At 53.0% G+C, this 19379-nt stretch carries 16 protein-coding genes; 9 read left to right on the top strand and 7 right to left on the bottom strand.

Translation table 11 applies throughout. The features are described from left to right. Positions 1 to 30: 30 nt before the first annotated feature. Positions 31 to 1989 carry a proton-conducting transporter membrane subunit gene (locus RBT11_06810; GenBank protein MDX9786466.1) on the bottom strand — a complete coding sequence of 653 codons (1959 nt, stop codon included), beginning with the start codon at positions 1987 to 1989 and terminating at the stop codon, positions 31 to 33. A 494-nt stretch (positions 1990 to 2483) separates the two neighbouring features. Between RBT11_06810 and RBT11_06805 the strand changes: the two genes are divergently transcribed. The 7 genes from RBT11_06805 (at position 2484) to RBT11_06775 (ending at position 9012) form a co-directional block, all read left to right on the top strand. Continuing rightward, entirely contained in the window at positions 2484 to 2879 is a 396-nt protein-coding gene (locus RBT11_06805; protein ID MDX9786465.1) for a response regulator, read from the top strand. A gap of 58 nt (positions 2880 to 2937) precedes the next feature. Next, positions 2938 to 4659: an ATP-binding protein gene (locus RBT11_06800; GenBank protein ID MDX9786464.1), complete on the top strand. Its 1722-nt coding sequence runs from the start codon at positions 2938 to 2940 to the stop codon at positions 4657 to 4659. 75 nt (positions 4660 to 4734) lie between these two features. Then, positions 4735 to 5187 carry a response regulator gene (locus RBT11_06795; GenBank protein ID MDX9786463.1) on the top strand — a complete coding sequence of 151 codons (453 nt, stop codon included), beginning with the start codon at positions 4735 to 4737 and terminating at the stop codon, positions 5185 to 5187. A gap of 278 nt (positions 5188 to 5465) precedes the next feature. Next, complete coding sequence (locus tag RBT11_06790) at positions 5466 to 7340, top strand: DASS family sodium-coupled anion symporter (GenBank protein MDX9786462.1); 1875 nt, start codon at positions 5466 to 5468, stop codon at positions 7338 to 7340. Positions 7341 to 7370: 30 nt separating this feature from the next. Next, positions 7371 to 7529 (top strand): hypothetical protein, encoded by a 159-nt coding sequence (locus tag RBT11_06785; GenBank protein ID MDX9786461.1) that lies wholly within the window; start codon positions 7371 to 7373, stop codon positions 7527 to 7529. An 11-nt stretch (positions 7530 to 7540) separates the two neighbouring features. Beyond that, on the top strand, positions 7541 to 8056 hold the full coding sequence (locus RBT11_06780; GenBank protein ID MDX9786460.1) for a hypothetical protein: 516 nt from the start codon (positions 7541 to 7543) through the stop codon (positions 8054 to 8056). Between the two features lie 53 nt (positions 8057 to 8109). Further along, a complete protein-coding gene (locus RBT11_06775; GenBank protein ID MDX9786459.1) occupies positions 8110 to 9012 on the top strand; it encodes a response regulator in 903 nt (300 codons plus the stop codon). Positions 9013 to 9294: 282 nt separating this feature from the next. On the opposite strand, the gene RBT11_06770 is transcribed toward RBT11_06775, so the two are convergent. The 6 genes from RBT11_06770 to RBT11_06745 all read right to left on the bottom strand — a co-directional run bounded on the left by RBT11_06770 (position 9295) and on the right by RBT11_06745 (position 15987). Next, complete coding sequence (locus RBT11_06770; GenBank protein MDX9786458.1) at positions 9295 to 9801, bottom strand: acyloxyacyl hydrolase; 507 nt, start codon at positions 9799 to 9801, stop codon at positions 9295 to 9297. A gap of 260 nt (positions 9802 to 10061) precedes the next feature. Then, positions 10062 to 10511 carry a MaoC family dehydratase N-terminal domain-containing protein gene (locus RBT11_06765; GenBank protein ID MDX9786457.1) on the bottom strand — a complete coding sequence of 150 codons (450 nt, stop codon included), beginning with the start codon at positions 10509 to 10511 and terminating at the stop codon, positions 10062 to 10064. 223 nt (positions 10512 to 10734) lie between these two features. Further along, positions 10735 to 11976, bottom strand: coding sequence for an aldo/keto reductase (locus RBT11_06760; GenBank protein ID MDX9786456.1), 1242 nt, complete (start codon positions 11974 to 11976; stop codon positions 10735 to 10737). Further along, positions 11973 to 13928 carry a 4Fe-4S binding protein gene (locus tag RBT11_06755; GenBank protein ID MDX9786455.1) on the bottom strand — a complete coding sequence of 652 codons (1956 nt, stop codon included), beginning with the start codon at positions 13926 to 13928 and terminating at the stop codon, positions 11973 to 11975. The genes RBT11_06760 and RBT11_06755 overlap by 4 nt, the downstream gene beginning before the upstream one ends. A gap of 44 nt (positions 13929 to 13972) precedes the next feature. After that, positions 13973 to 14962: a DUF362 domain-containing protein gene (locus RBT11_06750; protein ID MDX9786454.1), complete on the bottom strand. Its 990-nt coding sequence runs from the start codon at positions 14960 to 14962 to the stop codon at positions 13973 to 13975. Next, positions 14959 to 15987 (bottom strand): hypothetical protein, encoded by a 1029-nt coding sequence (locus tag RBT11_06745; GenBank protein MDX9786453.1) that lies wholly within the window; start codon positions 15985 to 15987, stop codon positions 14959 to 14961. Before RBT11_06745 ends, RBT11_06750 begins: the two co-directional genes overlap by 4 nt. 330 nt (positions 15988 to 16317) lie before the next feature. Here RBT11_06745 and RBT11_06740 point away from each other — a divergent pair, with 330 nt between their 5' ends. Together RBT11_06740 and RBT11_06735 are read left to right on the top strand one after the other, a co-directional pair. After that, entirely contained in the window at positions 16318 to 16596 is a 279-nt protein-coding gene (locus RBT11_06740; protein ID MDX9786452.1) for a hypothetical protein, read from the top strand. A gap of 68 nt (positions 16597 to 16664) precedes the next feature. Beyond that, positions 16665 to 19376 carry a sensor histidine kinase gene (locus tag RBT11_06735; protein ID MDX9786451.1) on the top strand — a complete coding sequence of 904 codons (2712 nt, stop codon included), beginning with the start codon at positions 16665 to 16667 and terminating at the stop codon, positions 19374 to 19376. Positions 19377 to 19379 lie beyond the last annotated feature (3 nt).

Raw genomic sequence — 19379 nt, 5'->3', positions numbered from 1 at the left:
TATATCCTATTTTTGAAATTTTCTTACCCTCTATACAAAAAACAACAACACCACCATGGCCAGCAATATGTAGCCTATATACAGGTGAATATCCCCATGCTGAATCCACCTGAGCTTATCAAATAATGACCGAACCGGGCGAACCACCAGCGTGTCCATGTGCAACTCGGCGATATCCCCGATTTGGCCGTGATAATGCGTTTTCTTCGGAAACAGCCCTGAAATCGCTGAATGATGCTCGTGCAACGGTGCCACGGGTTTAAAAAATTCGAGAATAGAGGCGGCATAAGAACTTCCGGTGTACTGCATTCTGGGCGTGGGCTGGGTAAACCCGCACCCCCAGGTACCGGCACTGCCGATGGTCTTTCCGTTATAGAGAAGGCGTCGCAGAAACATCACCAGCACCAGGAGCGCCAAAAACACACTGGCTCCCAGCGTGATATTCCCGGCCATCAGCGAGAAGGGTTCAATCGGTATGGGACCATAGCCCAGATTCAGGGCGGAAACGCCCTGTGTGGCCATTTGAATAAATCCCCGGGGCAACACACCGATTACAACACAGGCAACGGCCAGCACAATCATGGCACCCAACATCGCAGGCCCTTTTTCATTCACGTCTTGTGCTGCCGCGGTTCTCGGCTCACCTTGAAACACAACGCCCACCACCTTTGAAAAACAGGCCAGCGCAAGCCCGCCGATAACCGCCAGGCTGATAATGGCCATCAGGCTCAGCACAAAAGCGGTACTGCTCAGCGCAATCCCTCTGAACCCCCCGATATAAATTAAAAATTCACTGACAAACCCGTTAAACGGCGGCAAACCGGAAATCGCGAGGGAACCGACCAGAAAGGTCGCCCCGGTAATTTTCATTTTTTTCAAGAGTCCGCCCAGCGCGTCAATGGATCGCGTGCCGGTTTTCTGAAGCACAACGCCTGCGCCCATGAACAACAGCGATTTAAAAATGGAATGATTCAGGACATGCAGCAGTCCGCCGGAAAATCCCAGTACAGCCATAAACGGTTGGTTAAAGGACACCCCGATCATGCCAATGCCGATGCCGATCAGAATAATGCCGATGTTTTCAACACTGTGATACGCCAGTAGCCGCTTGATGTCGTGCTGGCCCAGGGCATACACCACCCCGAGAATGCCGGACACCATTCCGGCCACCAATACGATTTCGCCGAAAAGCGGTGTATGCAGATTCATCGACACATACAACCGCAATATGCCGTAAATACCGGTTTTGATCATCACGCCGGACATGACGGCAGAAATATGGCTCGGGGCAGCGGGATGCGCATGGGGCAGCCAGACATGAAAGGGAAAAACGCCCGCTTTGGACCCGAACCCGATAAAGGCAAGAATGAGCACTACCAATTTGACCGTGTCCGGCAGGGCGGCGCCCACATCAAATCCGAACCCGCCGCTATAGCCGTACATGATGCCGAAAGCCGCAAGAATAAACATGGCGCCCACTTGGGAGAACACAAAATAGAGAAGGCCCGCCTTCCGGTTTTCACTTGCATGATGATCGTAAATAACCAGAAAATAGGAAGATAGGGACATGATCTCCCAAGAGAGCATGAACGTGATCAGATTGGCGGCACAGACCACCAGGGCCATCGAAGCGATCAGCAAACTGAAAAAGAAATAATTGACGGCGATTCGAAGCGTTTTTTGTGAATTATTCAGATAATGAAAGCTGTAAATCGTGGCCAGAAGGCATACCCCGAAAATGGCGACCAAAAAAAAGGCCGACAATTTGTCGATTTGAAAAGAAAGTGAAAACGAATGCAAGTATACAAATGAAGCTGAAGATGTCTGCTGATCAAACAGTTTGGCGCCGGCATCCATCACCCCAAGGGCACATCCGATGCTGACGGCAGCCACGCCAACCGTCTTCATCAAGTGAAATTGCCGCCAAAAATAGAGTGCAAAAACGCCGCCGGCAAGAATCAGCAGGACGGATGAAAAGAAAAGATCCATAACCTCCCCTTTTACCATTTATCAAGCGTGCTCTCCGGTCATTGTGTCATGATCGGAAGCGACCTTCCGGGCGCAGCACCGGGCAACCTACCTCATATTATCCTTATTTTATAAGATAATCCCAGGCAACCTATTGCAAAGAGCGGCTTTATGTCAACCTTAATTTTTGAGGACTTCCGGAAAAGCCGAATCCCTGTAGGGGCACGGCGCGCCGTGCCCTATCGCAATTTGGCTTGATTTTTTCAGGCCTATCATCGCTTTATTTTGCCATTCTGTAAAACAACCCGACACCGATGCCCTTTTCCGATGCGCGCATCAGGCACCTTAGTATGCGTTACTTTGTGTTTTTTCAATTAGTTTGAACACACCAGAAAAGCTCATTCTTCTGGCATGTTCCTTGCCAATGACTAAAGGCAACGACAACAGGACGACAGCGGCGAATATCTATTAAGCATCGATTTACAGACCGTTACCATTGGAAAGTTAAACCACCAGTGAAAAAGGAATTTACGATTTTGATTGCGGATCGAAACCCCCATGTCCGGGGGTTTTTGAAACGCGAATTGGCCGCGGAAGGCTTCATCGTCATCATGGCGGACAGCGCTCAGGATCTTCTGCGCTGGACATTCGGGCAGACCCCGGTGGATCTGTTGCTGATCGATCCGGATTTGCCGGACATGGAGTCGGAAGCACTGATGGAGAGGCTCAACAGCCGCATTCCGCCGATTCCGGTTGTCATTCATACCCTTCCCGAAGAGCGGAAAAAGGTGAACCTGCATCAAGATATCGTGGTCTATGTCGAAAAAGGCGGCCATAGCATCGAACAACTTAAAGAGGTCATTCACCGGGTTCGATCCGGTAAACCGACGCAAGCCCTGTCTGAGCAATGATACCGCCGGGTTGCGATCGTAACATTGCGGATAACCAAATCATTTGGAGTCAAAACCATTGAAAACCGCCACGATGCAAAATCCTTACGCCGCCATGAAGCGGCTCATCCTCGCATGCATGATCGTGTGTCCGGCGATCCCTTTCGCGCTCACGCTGGTCATCGGCTACTTTTATTTTAACGCCTCCCTGGAAAGCAACACCAAACAAAGTATGCGCCGCATTGTATCGGATCACGGCCGAATGATTGATACCTTTCTTCGGGAAAGAAGAAGCGATCTGCTCTTTATTCTTCAAACCTATCATTATGAAGATCTTTGCCGTCCGGGCGTGTTGGCGGACATTTTTCAGCGATTGGGACAAGAATCCAAGGCATTTATCGACCTTGGCGTGGTCAATGAAGCGGGGGATCATGTCGCATACCGGGGTCCCTTCGCGCTGGAGAAAAAAAATTACAAACAAACCGACTGGTTCCGTCGTGTCATGGAAAAGGGCGTGTATATCAGCGATGTATTCCTGGGATACCGACAAGTTCCCCATTTTGTCATGGCGTTGCTGCGGGAGAGCGGCGGGAAGAAATGGATACTCAGGGCCACGATCGACACAAAAACCTTTAACGACATGGTGGAAGCGGTCCGAATCGGAAAAACCGGCGAAGCCTATATTGTCAACACCTTCGGATTATATCAGACGGAAGGTCAAACAGGGGGGCAGCTGATGGAGAAGGATGTCAATTATTCCCAATACCCAGCGCCCTCCCAAGCCGCACGGACCTTTATCCTGCAAGATCCGGCACAAAAAAACTTTCTTTACGCCACCATGACATTGAAGGAAAAGAACTGGCTGCTGGTAGTCCGCCAGGAAAAAGAGGACGCCTTTCATGCCCTTTTCTCCGCAACCAAACAAATCCTTATTATAGCAGCCATCGGCGGCGTTTTCATCATCCTCATCGCCTTTAGCCTCTCCTCCTATTTGGTTCGAAAAATGGAGAAAATCGATCGGGAAAAAGGCGCATTGGGGCAGCAACTGGTCCGAGCCAGCAGACTGGCGGAACTGGGGGAGATGTCGGCCGGCTTTGCGCATGAAATCAACAATCCGCTGCAAATCATGAAGTCCGAGATAGCCCTCATTCAGATGGTGTGGCGCGATATAACTCTGGAACACGCGCTTCCGGGCGATGAAAATACGGCCCAGCTCGCCGATTGCCTGGACCAGATACAGCTTCAGATCAACCGCTGCGGTCAGATCACGCAAGGAATTTTAAAGTTCGGCCGCCAATCCGAACCAACGCCGCAGCCCATCCACCTAAATGAATTCATTCCGGAGATCATCGGCATGGTCAACAAACAGGCAATGGTCAACAATATTCAGATTTCTCACATCATAGACGAGGCAGCTCCCGAAATTTTCGGTGACCCCGGTCAACTGCAACAAGTGCTTTTAAACCTTTTAAACAATGCCATGCACGCGATTCGTGAGGCCCACGAAGCCGATGGCGGTCAGATTCGAATCGAGGCGCAGCCCGCGGAAAACGGCCTGGTCCGCCTGACCATTCGGGACAACGGCTGCGGCATCGGAGAAGAGAATAAAAAGCGGGTTTTTTCTCCTTTTTTTACCACCAAACCCGTCGGGAAAGGCACGGGACTAGGGCTTTCCGTGTGCTACGGCATTATTGAAAGCATGGGTGGCACCATGGATTTCTGGAGTGAAACCGGCAAGGGAACTGCTTTTTTCCTGAACCTGCCCACCCCCCGGGCCACTGCAGGTGCAACCATGGTGTAATGCGGCATACATATACAACCATTACAAGTTAATTGAATCAGCGAGCAGGCGTCGCAGAGGGAGGTGAAAACAACCATGCATGATCTTAAACTGCTTTTAGTGGACGATGAAGACCGATTCCTTAAGACCACACAAAAGTTACTGACCAGAATCGGGTATGATATTCGAATCGCGTCCAGCGGCACCGAGGCCTTGGCGTTGTTGGCGCACCACGCAATTCATGTGGTGGTGTTGGACGTCAAAATGCCCGGCATGGACGGCATCGCCACACTAAAAGAAATCAAACGCCGATTCCCTTTGGTGGAGGTTATCATGCTGACCGGTCATGCCACGGTGGACTCCGCGATTGAAGGGCTGCAATCAGGCGCCACGGATTATTTGATGAAACCGGTGGATCCGGAAATTCTGATTGAAAAGGCGCTATCGGCGTTTTTGAAAAGAAAGCACATGGATGAAAAGATACGAATCGCGAAAGCGAAAAAATCAGTCCCTCCCGAAAATAACATCATTCAGGATTCAGGTGGATAACTATCGTGTCATGTCCCGCGGCATGGCGGCCATGATCATGGTTTCGGCCACGCCAGGGTATTTTTTCCAGACCGGCAGAAACTCGCTATCGCTCAAACAGCCTGCCGCTCTTCCAAAAACACCCTGGCGCGGCCTCCCTGCCATGGGAAATTGGTCGAAACGATGTAATCAAGGCCGGCATGGCGCTATGGACGAGTCTCTAACCCTTTGACGGATAAAGGATTTAACTTATGACAGAGCATACTTCTAAACCCATTTCGGGGAAGATCGGGGTCAAAATGCCCCCTGAAAAGGAACAGGCCCTTCAGGAAAAAAAGAAACCCGCAACCGGATACGACAAGTACATCGACTGGAAAATTTTCATCATTCCGGTGATTCTCTTTTTCGGCCTCTTATTCATGCCGACCCCCAATGCCATGAAGGATGTCGGAACCGAGTATCAGATAGGCCCCAACGCTGTCAAATCGCATATTATCAAAACATTTTTCAATGTTGCGCTATCGGATGCGGACCAGTGGCAATTGCTGACCGCGAATATCATGGAACAGAACATGCGCATGGGTGCTTTTAATAAAGCCCGATTTTTAAAACGCGATGCCAAATGGTGCGGCAAATACAAGATCGCGGTGGATGAAACCAACCTTCAACGGGCAACGACCTATATAGCGGAAAACATCACGGACGAGGCATACCTGACGCTCATGAAGGAGGTATTCAATCTGCGCACAAAGGTGCTCGACTACAATACCCTCGCTGAAAAGGACAAAAAGGCGGCGGACAAGGGGGCCTGGCACATTCAGGTGGCCATCGCCATGGCCGTATTCGTCGTCGTCTGTTTTCTAACCGAATGCATTCCGCTTCCGGGGGTGGCCTTCTGTATCGGCCTGATTCTTATATTTACGGGAGTAGTCCCCTATAATGAGGCGCCGAGCCAGTATTGGAGTGATTCCGTCTGGTTCATCATGGGAAGTCTCATGTTCGCGGCAGCTTTCGTAAAAACGGGCGTCGATAAGCGAGTTTGCCTCATGATATTCAATAAGCTCGCAGCACCGAACGTCCGCTGGATCACGCTCGGATTTTTTCTCGTGATTTCGCCGATGGCCGCCTTTGTTTCGGATCACGCGCTGGCCGCCATGTTTCTTCCCATCGGCATGCTGCTCTATCAAAACAGCCTGAGCAAGGAAATACCCGAAGATCCGCAGCTCGCCAAACTGCTCATGATGGCCATCGTCATGGCCTGCAACATCGGCGGGCCGGGCGCCCCGTCCGGCGGCGCCAGAAACGTCATCATGATGGGCTATCTTCAGGATATGTTCGGCTATGATATCGGGTTTTTTCAGTGGGTCACCTACTGCTTTCCCTTTCTCATCGTCATGGTACCTCTGACCTGGCTGCTGGTCAACTGGCTGTTTAAACCCCGCATTCATTCCCTGGCGCCTGCCATGAATCAATTAAGAGATGAAATCGCCAAAATGGGCGGATGGAACGGCAAACAGATCATGGCGCTCGTCATCTTCGTCGTCATGATGTCCCTCTGGTTCACGGAAAAAACCATATACGAAGCCGGTATTCTCCCCTTTCGCCTGGGCGTCGGTGTCGTGGCGGTCGGCGGCGCCGTGGCCTACCTGCTGGCAGGTGTCGTCAACTGGAGAGATTATCAACAGCGAGTCGACTGGGGCGTTGTCTGGCTGTATGCGGGCGCCATCATTTTCGGCCGCGTCCTGGACAGCACCGGCGCCGCTTACTGGCTCGCGAGGTCCGTCACCGATGCGCTGGCGCCCCTGGGAATTAACTCCGGGCTGCCGCTGATGGCGGTCAGTAACGGTATCACCGCAGTCATGACAAACCTGATGGCGGACGGCCCCGCCGCCGCGGCAGTCGGCCCCGTTGCATTGAATATCGCCGCCCTCGCGCATCCGGGTTCCACCTTTTTGCCCTTTATCGCCATGTCCACGGCCGCCGCCTCTTCGTTCGCTTATTGCATGATCATCGGCACGCCGCCGAACGCCATCATTTACTCCAGCGGGTATGTGACGGGAAAGGACTTTTTGCGCATAGGCGTTCCCCTGTGGATACTGGCGCAGATCGTCCTGCTGGCGCTGGCCGCATTTTACTGGCAGTTCAGAGGCTTCAGCGGATTGCCGGGCTTTTAAGTAACCTCCGTGATAAAGAGGAGAAAAAAAATGAACAGACTGCCGAAGGAAGAAGATGAAAAACGAAAACCTTTTGCCTTTAAGGCGGGCAAACTCTATTTCACCCGGTCCGTAGAACGCCTGTTTTTCCTGGTGCTGACCGTCGGCATGGCGGTACTGGCGCTCATTCGTGAGATTGCCCTTCCGTAAAGGAAACGAAGATGTTATCTGAATATATCCGTGTTTCATTTTTAGGCAAGAGCGTCTGGAGGCTTTTGCTGACCCCCGGTCGGTTTTTCAGTAAAGAAGGCAAAACGGCCCACTGGGGCCATGCGCTCTGCCTGATATTCCTCTCGGCGCTTCTGGCCTCGTGTGCGGTTTTTTTCCTTATTAAACCTTCCGCGCCATGGCTCAGCAGCGGCATTTTCATCTTCAACGGCGTCGGCATGATTCTGATTTCCGCTGCATTCGGATTTCTGACCATGCGGCTGACGCAGGAAGCGCCCATTTCATTCGGGCGTCTTTTCAGCATTTACGCATTCAGCGGCAGCTTGCCGATGCTGATTTCATGGCTTCCCGGTTCCTTTCTGGCATCCGAGAGCTGGAAATGGTGTCTCATCGGCATCGGGTTGACCCGGGGCAGCAAGCTCTTATGGCGCCAGGCCCTCGTAGTCATCGCAGGCTCCATCGGTCTGACGATTCTTTTTTTCTGGTCCCTTATGCTGTTCGTGCAATGAACTCAAAAACCACAAAAACTTCCATTACGTATAGTGGAATAGGAGGATAAACTATGGACCATGTGATTAAAGTACTCATGGTGGATGATGAGGAACGGTTTCGCGAAACTACCCGGAAAATCCTTGAGGGCCGGGGATTTCAAGTTATTTTAGCCGAATCCGGCCCCGAAGCGCTCAACAAATTAAAAGAGAACCCGGATGTCGCCATTCTGGATATTAAAATGCCGGGAATGGACGGCCATGAGCTCCTCGATAAAATTCGCGAGAATCACCCGGACCTGCCGATCATCATGCTGACCGGTCATGGGGCGCTTCCCTCCGCGCGAAAAGCCCTGGTCAAAGGCGCCTTTGATTATCTCACCAAACCGTGCGATATTTCCCTATTGTCTTCAAAGATACGGGATGCGTATCAACGCGCCCGTAAAGACGCGCCTCCCGGCGAAAGGCAGGTGGCCGCCGTGATGGTGCCGATCGAAGAGTATACGGTCCTTCGGCATGACATGACGGTTCGGGATGCCATCGGCGCGCTAAAGGAATCCTTTACATCCAAAATGGCCACCAGCCGTCTGATGGAAACCGGCCACCGGTCCGTTTTGGTCATTGATAACGACGGCGTTCTGGCCGGGTTGCTCTCCATTCGTGGCCTATTAAAGGCCATTATGCCGTCCTATTTATCGGCACCAAAACCTTCCACAGCGGATGCTCTGCAATTTTCACCCATGTTCTGGAGTGATATGTTCACGCACCAGATCATGCAGTTGGCCGATAAGCAGATCAAAACCGTCATGTCCCCCGCCCCGGACACAATCTTGGCCAGCGCCAATCTGATGGAAGCAGCCTTTATGATGCTGGATAAAAATGCCCGGCGCCTGGCCGTGCTTGCCAAGGGGGAGTTGGTCGGCGTTATCCGCGAGCAGGATTTGTTTTTTGAAATGGAACGCATTTTGAGCCGTTAACCTAATCCGGCATAGCCGGATGCTGGGATGCTGGGATGCTGGGATGCATAAAAGCCATCTTTCACCTTCGGCGAATATACACGCAAAAGCGTGCATGATTCTGGTAAAGGGTTTAACCCCTTGTGTTGCTCTCCTTTCACTCACTTGTCACTGTGGGTTCCCGCCAAAGGAAAGGCCGCCGTTAGTCGGCGGCCTTTCTTCCGCACCGGGGCCGTGATGTCGAAACCGGCAGCAGACGGTTGTTATGGGCTATCGCAAATGAACCGTGCTCAAAGGCATTGCTCAAAAAAACCTGCTGATGCCTACAAAACCACCCCCGGCGTTCAGGCCCGAATTCCGATTCGAAAAGCCGGCATTGGATATGTGCTCTACTGCCCCTTCCAGGTCAATTGACCAGCAATCGGTCATCATGAACCGGAACCCCAACGCGCTGCGAAGCGTAAACTCGATTGCCTGACCGATAACCGACTGAGACTTATCCTTATAAACATCATTATAGATAAGCCCCGCACCGGTCTGGAAATAAGGAAACAGCCGCCAGCGCTCTATTGATAGAACATTATATCGCAACAGGAATGCGGCACCGGTAAAAAAGCCATCTGTCTTCGCATCCACATGGGAACCGGTAAACTCCAGAAGCCCCTCCCAATTGCCGCGAAAAAAATATTTTGGCCGCCCCGGATCATCCAGCATCCAGCCGATTCTGAGGTTGGTTTGAACATAATCCATTTCCGGACGGTTGGTACGAATCAAAAACGGAGATTCGAACCCCCCGGCGGCCAGTTGCATGGACATCCCCCCTTTTTTAAACAAAGAGCAGTCTTGCCGTGCAGCCTCATCGGCCTGGAGCACGGAATTGCTTGCAAAAAAAACCCAACATACTAAACAGACAAACAAAAACCGCCTGCTATTACTGAAACAGAATCTGATCATAACATCCTATTTCCTCCGAATGATAATTTTTTGAAGGACGTCAATCCCACAACCCGCTAAGCGTCTCCATGGAAACCTTTTGTCCAGCGGGCAGGTTCGAGTTCGGGCCGTTTCCTTTATAATGGCCGTTTTTCAATGATAAACGCGGCCAAATAGCTGGCGACCACCTCATCCCGGTGGTTTCTAAGAACGATCTCGTGGCGAACGATTCCCTGACGCGGGTTGCTTTTTGATTCTCGCTTTTCGATCGTCTCGGAGGTAACGGTCAACAGATCGCCGGGCCTGCCCGGTCTCAGTATCCGTACATGTTCATACTCAAGAAGACCGATGACCGCAAGCCTTGGTTTATCGAGTGGCGTCAGCATTCTTGCCGCCACGGACAAGAGATAGGGCGCCGGTGCAATAAGCCCCCCGTAAGGGTATGAGTTGGCAGCCTCTTCGTCTATATGAAAAGGCCGGCGGTCCCATTTCCGCGCAAATTCCAATAGCTCCGTCTTGTCGATTGAATATTGCCCTTCGGTTATTTTTTCCCCGACAACGACATCTTCATAGTAAATCCAATTCATGATTACTCCCGTTTACTTGCCCCCCATCCACTTTAACCCGATTATAACTACTCAGGAATACAGAATTCAGAATAATGCACTAACCGCCTGAATTTTCATTCAACAATATTAATCCGGCTGCTTTCAGTTGTTTTTATTCTGAATTCTGGATTCTGTCTCTTGGCTACTGAGCAGTTACACCCGATTTAAAATTGATGGCTGAGGCGTTTTCGACAATCTATTTCTATGCAAAATCCATTAACGCCCGTTTCATAAGACTCGCGATGGGCATTTTTTGCGGGCAGCACTGTTCGGCTGCGCTGAAGTCGATTTGCGCCATGGATTGATGCACCTCGGCTCCGAGATCCCGAAAATAGGTTCTTGCCCAATCCAGCCGGCCATAGGATTTTTCGTACATGTGGTAGCGCATGATGTCGCCGATGGGCACGCAGCCGTTCACGGCCGTTTCACAGATGTGGCCGCAGCCAGCGCAATACTGGTCAGCGGTTTCAAGGGCATATTGTTCAAAAAGTAGCATCTCACGGGAAGTCAGGAGCGTGGTATCCGCCGCTGCCGCCACATTGGCTTTTAATAGGGTCATGTCCGGCATCTGCGAGCAGATACTGGCGATGTTCGGGTTGGTCCAGACGGCTTTAAGCTTGGCCTGCTGTTCCGTCAATCCTTTTTGAATGAAAGATTCCATCAATTCGGTGGCCACCTTGTCGGCCGGGTCCGACTTTAACCACGACCGGCCGCCCTGGGTCTTCATGGCCGTCAGCCCGATGCCCGCCTGAACGCAGGCGTCGACGGCGTTTTTCATCGCCTGCGTATGCATGATGCGGAAATTATAGGACAGCATGATGCCGTCGATATAGCCCAGGGCGGCGGCCCGGGTTAACAGTTCTTCCATATTTTTATGCGTACTGAAGCCGAATAATTTGATCTTGCCGTCCACCTTGGCTTTTTCCACCCATCGCCGGGTATCGTCATTCAGTTCATCCATGCTTTTGACACCATGGATAAAATATAGATTGATGTAGGGGGTATTCAGACGTTGAAGGGAACGCGCCAACAGGCGGCTCATGCCTTCCGGATCACGGGCATCGGATTTGGTAACCAGAAACACCTTTTCCCGATCCTCCGGGTATTTGGCAAAGTACTTGCCGAAACCGGTTTCACTTTCCCCGTTGCCGTAACAGTCGGCCGTATCCCAATAGGTCACGCCCCAGTTCAATGCCTGCCTGAGCATGATCTGATTGGCGCCGATATCGAACATTCCCCCCAAAGCGAGAGTAGAAACCCGGGTGCCGGTTTTGCCAAAGGGCCGGGTGGGCACCCGTGACTGACCAGCGGCCGCCAGGAGGGCGCTTCCTTTCTCCTCGCTCCGGGCATTGGCGGCCAAGGGACCTAATAAGACCCCCACACCGGCCGCACCGGTAACCTTAAAAAATTCCCGTCTGGAACAATCGTTGGATTTGGGTGTCATTTTAATTCTCCTTGATATGATACCACCATTTGATACCGGGCGTGGCGCGATTCGTTCTCCGCCGATACGCGAACAGCGCGTTGGCCCTGGACCGGACATTCGTGCTCACAAACCCCGCAGCCGATACAGCGCTGCGGATCGATATAGGGTTGCTGCAATCGTACCTCAATTCGGCAAATATCGCCAGTTTCCGGTAAAAGGGTTTCCTTTTTCGTTGCGGCCAGGGTTACCCGCGGGGCCGTAACCGCCACAATGCGCTCGGGCGCTGCATTTCCCCAACGCAGGAAAAAATCACCTCCCGCCAGGTTGCGATCGGACCACTGAATACCGGCGATCTCGATGGTTGTGCCTTCGGCTGATTGTACCACCCCCTGCCCATCGCGCACGGGCCGATACTCGGTGCGGGTAAAGATGGCCTTGGGACTCACCGGGCAATTTTCCTGGCATACGATACAGGGCGTATCCATGGCCCACGGCAGGCAGCGGCCCCGGTCCACAAACGCCATGCCGGTGCGTATCGGCCCGTTAACAGTAAACCGGTCCCGGCCCATTCGCTCCCCCACTGTCATGGGCCGCAGAGCGGCGGTGGGACAAACATGGCTGCATGCCACGCAATTGTGCTGGCATCCGCTGGTGCCGATGCGAAAATTGAGGACCGGCGTCCAAAGGCCTTCGAGGCCGGCCTGCCACCCGGCCGGATGAATCACATTGGTGGGGCAAATCCGCATACACTGGCCGCACTTGATACAGCGCGACAGAAAGTCCGCCTCCGGCAACGCGCCGGGCGGCCTTATCAGTTTCGGGTTCCAGTTGCCGGCCAGCATGCCGTCGATGCGTAACACGGGTGCCAGGGCCAGACCACTCACCAGCGCCGAGATCACCTGACGCCGGGAAAGATCGGGCACAAGCGCTTCTCCGGCAGCCGAAGGCTTGGCCCGATAGCCCATAAGCCCATGCCGGCATTGATCCATGCAGTTTAAACACAGGACGCATTCACTGATTTGAATGACTCCTGAAGGCGCGCAGGCGCCTTCGCAATGGGCTTCGCATTGACGGCACTGCCGGCAGTGGTTTTCCGATTTGCCGATGCGCCAGACGGACCAGCGGCTGAACAAGCCCAGCAGTGCCCCCAAAGGACAGATGAATCGGCAATAAAACCGAGGCACCCTGAGGCAGAGCAGCAACACCGTTAAAAAGAACACCCCGATCACGCCTCCCCCCTGATACAGACGGGGATTGACGGCCGTTATCTGCACCGGCGCATCCAAAAGCGGCAGAATGACAAGATTGACGGACCGGTGGATCAGCACAATGGGATCAAGCAGGCCGGTTTGCAGAGTGGTCGCCAGAAAGAGCGATGAATCATCGACGCACCATTGCAGGGCGACACTGGCAGCCAGCAGGCCAACGACCCACAGAATGGTTTTGGGCTTGACCTGTAAATAGTTAAAGGCCGTCATCACTGCGGCCCACACCGCGACAAGAAGCACCAGTGTCCAGAAAAAAACGGTGTGTTGCAAGGGGGCCGCCAGAAGAAAGTGCAAAAGGTCTGCCGCGGCCGCGGCCAAAAGAAAGACCAAGAGCCAGTACTTGATCCGTTGTGCCCGATGCGGCTGGTTGACAGAAACTCTGTCGCTCGTTTTTTGCTTTCGTTGCCCCAGATAGCCCACGAATTGCTGCAGCGCGCCCATGGGGCAGACCCAGCCGCAAAAAAAGCGTCCCAGAAAGAGGGTGAGCACCAGCGTGGTCATGCCCCAGAGCAAACCGGCGTAGAGGGTGTGGGTGGTAAGCAGCACGCCCAGTCCCACCAGGGGGTCGAGCTGCAAAAACCAGTTGACCGGCCAGCCGCGCAATTGCCACCAGTGGGTTCCCGGCGTGGAGACGATACAAAACCAGATAAAAAGCCCGAAGAAGAAGATCTGTGTGATCCGCCGGGTGGTGATCAGGGTCATGGTTTTTCCGTCATTCCTTGTTCAAGCGCCAAGAGCGCAGGCGTTTACAGGGGACCGTTCACCTCGACGGGGTGCAATGCCTCAACACGGACGGTTCCCGCCCCGGCCTTTTCAGCTAAGGCCAGATAGGGCAAATCCGCCACGGTCTTGCCGAGCAGGCCGGCCCCCAAGGTGTCCACAGCCACCGGGTCCGTACCCGCAATCACGGTATGGGTTGCTTTCAGATCATTCAGGGACCCGCCGGTGGGCCCGTTGGCCATCATGCTCTGGGTGCCGTCCAGAATCACCAGACTGGGGGTGATCATTCCGGCCAGTTCCGCGATGATGGTATGAATTTGCTGATGAAAAATATTGCGCGGCCCGCCCAGCAGGCCGTACCAGTTTTTCATGGTCAAGGAGGCGCCGCTGCGATGGTGGTCTTTGACCGGCGCCAGCCCGATAAGCTTATCGGCCCATAACAAGGGGTTGCACAGCACCGGCCAGTTGCGAATCAGATGGCCGCCCGGCAAGGAGTAAGCGGCAAAGCGCTCCGAAGCCGGCAACATCACACCGGCGCCGGCGCTTCGGGCCGCAGGCCCAATGCCGGTAAGCTCAAAACAACTGGCCGGATCATTGATCGGATTGTCGGTGACCATCACTTGGCCCGCACCGGCTTGCAGGCAAAGCGCCACCACCTGCGAAAGCAATTGGGGATGCGTGGTGGCGCCCAGCGCGGGCGGGGTGGCAAAGGCGGCATTGACCTTGAGCAGCACCTTGTCGCCGGGTTGCACAAAGGCTTTCATGCCGCCCAACGCGTTAAGCGCCAGCGTGACGGTTTGAGCCCGGTCGCTGCCGTGGGCCACACTGATTTTACCCGTTTGCCCCGGAATGGAAAAATCCGGCAGAATCAAATTTTGGGTATGGGAAATAGTACCCCGGGGTCCCCACCTGTCCCAAAAAGAGAGCCCCAACGCGCCCGCGCCGGTGGCCGTAAGGGCCGCGCCCAGTAACCTGCGAAGAAACTCCCGGCGATTGGTATGTGCTTCAGCGCTCATTCGGCACCCTCGATAATCCGGTACTGAAGTTGTTTCACCAGTGCAAGCCCGAATTCGAGATGGGTGGCCTCATGCACGCCGAGAAGATAATCGCCCTCTACCAGAGAAATTTCATAATTATCCAGGATAAAAACAATACGGACTTCCGGCAGGTTTTCCGGCGGAGCCATGGTTTCTCCACCGAAATCGAGCCAAAAGGCATGGAATTTTTCGGCCAGGGCTTTCGCCTCGTTCCGGGACGCGCATTTTCTAACAAACGCCATTGCCTCGGCCTGATCCGCAGCATAGCCGGCCGTAAAGACCCCATTCAGCCCTTCGATGCCAAAAGCGCTTCGAGCCGCCAATTTGACCGAGTCGGAGATGCGGTGATCGGCCGGGAGCAGGCTCAGCTCCGGCAGGTCTTCAGTGGGTACGGCATGGGCCGAAACAAAGGCGCGGGCCAGAGATGTCATGCCCTGCTGTGTCTCGGTGGCGGCTTCAGCCGCAATAATTTCCACATAAAAGGGACCGTGTACGAAAAACAGCCCGTTGCTGGCCAGATAGGCGTGGGCAGTCACATCAACGGGCTGAACCTGTTGTCGCCGCTGGACACTGAACACGGCATAGGCATTGCGAAGGGAGCCCATGTCATAGGCATAGCGTTCCATCCAGCGATTTTTTTCAGCGGTAAGTGCAAAGCGTCGGCTCGTTAGTTTCTGAAACCCCGCACTCAAATAAAGATCTGCCTTGCCGTTAATTTTATCGGACAGGGTCTCAGCGGTATAGATCTCAGCCGATGAAAGGGGGATCAGGCCAACCGCCATATCCGTATCCTCGGCGGCTGGTGTCGCTTTTGGCTGCGGTGTTGGTGCGCCCGTTTCGACGGTTTGTGCCTGCTCCCGCCAAGCGCCTGAATCGTAGCGACCCTGAATAAAAATCATTATAACCGCAATCAGGGCCAGTATCCCCAAAAGGGCAAGGCTCAACCGGCGCTCGCCGGCCGTGGTGCGATTATTTCGATCATGACAAGTCCGGTTATCTGTCATGGCGAGCCTAACGGGCGAAAAAAAAGTGGATGATTGACAACATACGGGCTGCCGGTTTGCCTGAAACGGCAGGCCTCAATTGCCTGCTTATTTGTATTTGTGCACCAAGATCGGCCAAGTTGTAAAGAATAAAAATCGCTCTTTACGGGGTCAAAACAGATAGGAATGGTAAAACAAGACCGTTGACATTTATTCGGCGGCCGAGTTAATCTAAGAACATCATTTCCTTGATTATTCCCCTTTCACGCATTTTCGGCAAACCTTGGGGGAGCGGGGTATAGGGGTTGCTTCCCATATTTCGCCCATGGGTTAAAAGGTGTTTCTAAGACAATGGCTGAAGATCATAACCATGATCGGCTGATCTCTTTATTCCTGCTTGCCGTGGTGTTGTTCAATTATCCGGTTCTCTCTCTCTTCAGCCGGCCGGTGATGGTATTCGGGTTTCCCTTGCTCTATTTTTATATCTTCTTCATATGGGCCGTGTTGATTTTGCTCGTCGGCCTGATTACCGCTTCACATGCCGATGCCGGGCAGCCTGAGGGGGATGATGGTATTAAAAGGGGAAAACCATGCGGCTTAATCACAAATTCGACATCAAGTCGAGAATAACGTTGCGGCGATAGACCCTTCACGAAAAGCACCCGAACCGGTTGGACCTTAACAGGGGCGTACCAGTGATGCCGGCTGCCGGTATTATATTTACCATTTCAATTTGTTATATCGGGCTGTTGTTCGCGATCGCCTATTATGGTGATAAACGCGCGGATGCGGGGCGCAGTATCATCAGTAACCCCTATATTTACGCCCTTTCCCTGGCGGTTTACTGCACGGCATGGACCTTCTACGGGAGTGTGGGGCGGGCCGCCCAAAACGGAGCTGAATTTTTAACCATTTATATCGGTCCCACCTTAATGGTGACGCTGGGCCTCTTTGTCTTGCGCAAGGTAGTTCGAATCAGCAAAATTCACCGCATCACCTCCATCGCCGATCTGATTTCCTCCAGATACGGCAAGAGTGCATTGCTCGGCAGCATCGTCACGATTATCGCCGTGATTGGCATCATCCCCTATATTTCCTTACAGCTCAAGGCGATTTCAACGAGCTTTTTTCTGATCAAGCAATATTCGGCCACAGCGATTTCATCCGATTTAAAGGCGTTGTCGTCCTTTCAGCATACCCCGCTATTCGTCACCCTGTTGCTGGCGCTTTTCGCCATTTTGTTCGGAACACGGCATCTGGATGTTACAGAGCGGCATGAAGGGCTTGTGGCCGCGATCGCGTTTGAGTCCATTGTGAAGCTGCTCGCTTTTTTATCCGTCGGTGTATTTGTGACTTACGGTCTTTATAATGGCTTTGGCGATCTTTTCAGCAAGGCCCAATCGGTTCCCGAAATATCCAAACTCTTTTTGATCGACACCCAGAGCAGCCCTTATAATCGATGGTTTTGTTACATATTTCTCTCCATGCTGGCGATTCTGATGTTGCCCCGGCAGTTTCAAGTAGCGGTCGTGGAAAATGTCAATGAAGCGCATATTCAAAAAGCCATCTGGCTTTTTCCGCTTTATCTGCTGGCCATCAACATTTTCGTTTTTCCGGTAACCTTTAGCGGATTGCTTAGGCTGCAGGGCACCCGTATCGATGCGGACTGGTTTATTCTGGCGCTTCCGATGATAGAGAATCAGATGGGGTTGACGTTAATCGTGTTCATCGGCGGAATGTCCGCGGCCACCGGCATGGTCATCGTGGAAACCATCGCGCTTTCCACCATGATTTGCAATGAGCTCGTGATGCCGGTTCTACTGCGAATCCGCCGGTTCCAATTGGCTCAGCGCAAGGACATGATTTTCCTGTTATTAACGATTCGGCGGGTCAGCATATTGGTGGTTTTGCTTCTGGGCCATGCCTATTTTCTGCTCACCGGCGGGTTTTATGCCCTGGTCTCCATCGGGTTGGTATCCTTTGCCGCAGTGGCACAATTTGCGCCGGCATTTATCGGGGGAATCTTCTGGAAAGGCGGTACCCGCTCCGGCGCCATGGCTGGGCTTTTGGCCGGATTTTTCGTTTGGGCATACACCCTGGTTCTGCCCTCGCTCGTGCAGGCCGGGTTGATGCCGCTTTCCTTGTTGACCGAAGGCCCCTTTGGGATTCGCCTGTTAAGGCCCTTTCATCTGTTCGGGCTTGAGTCCTTTGACCAGATATCCCATGCGGTTTTCTGGAGCATGTTGGCCAACGTGACGATGTATGTCGGCGTTTCTCTTTTCAGCCGGCCATCGTTAATCGAACAGATTCAGGCGAACTTGTTTGTGGACGTCTTCAAGCATTCCGGTGAAATGGGGAAAACCGCTCTTTGCCGGGGCACCGCGTTGGTACCGGATTTAGGGTCTTTGCTGGAGCGATTTATCGGCCCGCAAAAAGCCGAAGAAGCGCTAAGCCAATATCTGGGAAAAAATAATATTTCCTTTAGCCAGGATTTGACCGCGGACGCAAACCTCGTGAGTTATGTCGAAACCTTGCTTGGGGGCACCATCGGGGCCGCCTCGGCGCACATTCTGGTAGCTTCCGTGATTAAGGAGGAACCGTTCGGCTTTGAAGAAGTGTTGGGCATTCTGGATGAAACCCGCCAGGTGATCGCTTACAGCCGTGAACTGGAAAAGGCCACCAGCGAACTCAAGGCGGCCAATGAGCGCCTGAAAGAACTCGATCGGCTAAAAGACGAGTTTATCTCCACCATCACGCACGAGTTGCGCACACCGTTGACCTCGATTCGGTCATTGGCGGAAATTTTGAACACCACGCCGGATCTGGAAAAAGATCAGCACGCTTCTTTTACCGCCATCATTATCAAGGAAAGCGAGCGTCTGACGCGGCTCATCGGTCAGGTTCTGGACATCGAAAAAATTGAATCCGACCGCATGGGATTTCAGTCCGTGAAAATCGATTCGCGGCGTCTGATTCAAGACGCCGTCACGGCAACCCATCAATTGGTCAAGGAAAAAAAGCTGCGCCTGAATGTGGCGTTACCCAACCGCGCACCTTTCATTGTCGGTGACCGGGATCTATTGATTCAGGTAATGGTCAACCTGATTTCCAATGCCGTGAAATTCAGTGATAAAGCCGAGGATTTTATCCACATCAGGCTGGCCATTCAAAACGGGGAACTGTTGATCTCCGTTATGGATAACGGGATCGGCATCGCGCCCAAAGACCAGCAGGCGATCTTCAAAAAGTTTCACCAGGTAAAAGACAGTACGCGGGGCCGTCCGCCGGGCAGTGGCCTGGGGCTGAGCATCTCGAAAAGCATCATTGAACGCCATGGCGGAAAAATATGGGTGGAGAGCAGCGAGGGAAAGGGCGCCACTTTTTTCTTTACGCTGCCGGTATCGGATTGATTT

It is taken from the genome of Desulfobacterales bacterium, assembly GCA_034003325.1.
In the GTDB taxonomy this organism is placed as follows: Bacteria; Desulfobacterota; Desulfobacteria; order Desulfobacterales; family JAFDDL01; genus JAVEYW01.
Note: the sequence above shows the minus strand (reverse complement) of the source record. Positions and strands in the feature narration are given on the sequence as shown.

Coding starts and splice junctions, on each gene's coding strand:
- RBT11_06810 (MDX9786466.1), bottom strand. CDS start 1,989: ATGGATCTTTTCTTTTCATCCGTCCTGCTGATTCTTGCCGGCGGCGTT.
- RBT11_06795 (MDX9786463.1), top strand. CDS start 4,735: ATGCATGATCTTAAACTGCTTTTAGTGGACGATGAAGACCGATTCCTT.
- RBT11_06790 (MDX9786462.1), top strand. CDS start 5,466: ATGCCCCCTGAAAAGGAACAGGCCCTTCAGGAAAAAAAGAAACCCGCA.
- RBT11_06785 (MDX9786461.1), top strand. CDS start 7,371: ATGAACAGACTGCCGAAGGAAGAAGATGAAAAACGAAAACCTTTTGCC.
- RBT11_06780 (MDX9786460.1), top strand. CDS start 7,541: ATGTTATCTGAATATATCCGTGTTTCATTTTTAGGCAAGAGCGTCTGG.
- RBT11_06775 (MDX9786459.1), top strand. CDS start 8,110: ATGGACCATGTGATTAAAGTACTCATGGTGGATGATGAGGAACGGTTT.
- RBT11_06770 (MDX9786458.1), bottom strand. CDS start 9,801: ATGCAACTGGCCGCCGGGGGGTTCGAATCTCCGTTTTTGATTCGTACC.
- RBT11_06765 (MDX9786457.1), bottom strand. CDS start 10,511: ATGAATTGGATTTACTATGAAGATGTCGTTGTCGGGGAAAAAATAACC.
- RBT11_06760 (MDX9786456.1), bottom strand. CDS start 11,976: ATGACACCCAAATCCAACGATTGTTCCAGACGGGAATTTTTTAAGGTT.
- RBT11_06755 (MDX9786455.1), bottom strand. CDS start 13,928: ATGACCCTGATCACCACCCGGCGGATCACACAGATCTTCTTCTTCGGG.
- RBT11_06750 (MDX9786454.1), bottom strand. CDS start 14,962: ATGAGCGCTGAAGCACATACCAATCGCCGGGAGTTTCTTCGCAGGTTA.
- RBT11_06745 (MDX9786453.1), bottom strand. CDS start 15,987: ATGACAGATAACCGGACTTGTCATGATCGAAATAATCGCACCACGGCC.
- RBT11_06740 (MDX9786452.1), top strand. CDS start 16,318: ATGGCTGAAGATCATAACCATGATCGGCTGATCTCTTTATTCCTGCTT.
- RBT11_06735 (MDX9786451.1), top strand. CDS start 16,665: ATGCCGGCTGCCGGTATTATATTTACCATTTCAATTTGTTATATCGGG.